This window comes from Methanocalculus sp. (genome assembly GCF_029762515.1).
GTDB lineage: Archaea > Halobacteriota > Methanomicrobia > Methanomicrobiales > Methanocorpusculaceae > Methanocalculus.
Genome location: NZ_JARVGN010000457.1, coordinates 1 through 1,701 on the forward strand (window position 1 = coordinate 1; position 1,701 = coordinate 1,701).

General features: G+C 49.3%; 2 protein-coding genes. Both read right to left on the reverse strand.

Annotation, left to right across the window (positions count from 1 at the left end):
- A partial coding sequence (locus QCH34_RS12120; RefSeq protein WP_300334512.1) for an ABC transporter permease occupies window positions 1-920 on the reverse strand: 920 nt, incomplete at its 3' end.
- Complete coding sequence (locus QCH34_RS12125) at window positions 917-1,597, reverse strand: ABC transporter ATP-binding protein (protein WP_300334514.1); 681 nt, start codon at window positions 1,595-1,597, stop codon at window positions 917-919. The genes QCH34_RS12125 and QCH34_RS12120, both read right to left, overlap by 4 nt.
- Window positions 1,598-1,701 lie beyond the last annotated feature (104 nt).

Below are 1,701 nucleotides of genomic sequence, written 5' to 3' on the forward strand. Positions count from 1 at the left end.
TTGCTGATATCGCTCTTCTGGGTGCCTATACTCCTAAGAATCCCGATCTCCTTGATCCGCTCGTTTACAGAGATGAGCATCACGTTTAAGATACTGACTGCGGCAACCACAAGCGATATTCCGCCAATTGCCATGACAAAGAGTGATATCTGACCGATTGCATCCTGGATGGATGAGATCATCGCCCTGAAATCCATAATATTGACGATATCCTCACGCCGGTTCAGCCTGGCATCGATCTGATCCTTGATACGGTCGATCTCATCGAGATCTTCAACGGTGATGACAACCTGATCGTATTTACCTTTCCCCCCATACTCTGACTCATACCACCGATCAGATGCAATGATGGCATTATCGGTCTGGATGCCGCCAGAGAACCCGGTATCTTCAAGGATTCCGACAACACGCACCCGTTGTTCACGGCTTCCGATGCCGATTGTGATAAAATTGCCTTCCTTGATATCGTACTGTCGGGCCAGACTCTGGCCGATCATCACACCTTCTGTTCCCGAGACATATCTTCCTGATACCAGGGTTGTTGTCGACGGGAGTTCTCCCGGATCAACACCGTACACCGAAGCATACCTCCGGTTATCTCCGACTTTGATCTGGTCATAGGTATTGTAGAAGGCGATTGTCGGGTGCCTCCCCGCGATCAACTTGATCTGCCTGATGTCCCGCTCATCAATACCCGCTTTTTGATCTCCGACTGATGGTCCTGCCGGGGTGATGATGATTGAGTTGCCCATATTCATCAGCTCATCAGATACTGACTGTTCAAGTGCACCACCGAGAAGGCCCATCGAGGTGATCGCCACAACACCGATGATGATCCCAAGTGCTGCAAGAATTGATCTGAAGAGATGGAGCCTGACATTTCTCTTTGCCAGTTCAAATGTCATTCCGAGGTGAATCACTGGATCACCCCGTCCCGGATGGTGATGATCCGATCTGCAAAAGATGCAATCTCATCCGAATGAGTGACCATCACGATTGTCTTCCCCTGCCCGTTCAGATTGGTGAGAATATCCATAATCTGTTGCCCGGTCTTTGAGTCGAGGTTGCCTGTCGGTTCATCGCAGAGGAGAATCCGTGGATCATTGGCCAGAGCCCTCGCAATCGCAACACGCTGCTGCTGGCCTCCTGAGAGCTGATTTGGGGTGTGGTGGATGTGTCCTCCGTCAAGGCCGACGAGTTTTAAGAGTTCTGCTGGTTTCCCGGTTGTATCCCGTGCACCAGTCTTCAGGATAAGCGGATATTCGACATTCTCAAATGCCGTCAGGAGGGGGATCAAATTAAATTTCTGGAAGATGAAGCCGATTGCATCCCTGCGGAGCTCAGTCAGCTCATAATCTGAGAGTTCACGGGTATTCTTTCCTTCAATAAAGAGGTCACCGCTTGTCGGCTGGTCGAGGCACCCGATCTGGTTTAAAAGGGTTGTTTTCCCTGACCCGGACGCTCCCATTATTGCAACAAATTCACCAACACCGATATCGAGAGTGACACCGTTCAGTGCGTAAACATCTCCAGCCTCCATCGTATAGATTCGTTTGACCTCTTCAAGCCGGATACAGATCTCCATTATCTTCTCCATGTATGGTGCAGGAACCCTGCCTGATGTAAAATATATTGTACATTTTTGTATTTATGGATTGTGAGCAGTTCAATCCGGCTTCATTTCTTCATCATACACAAAGA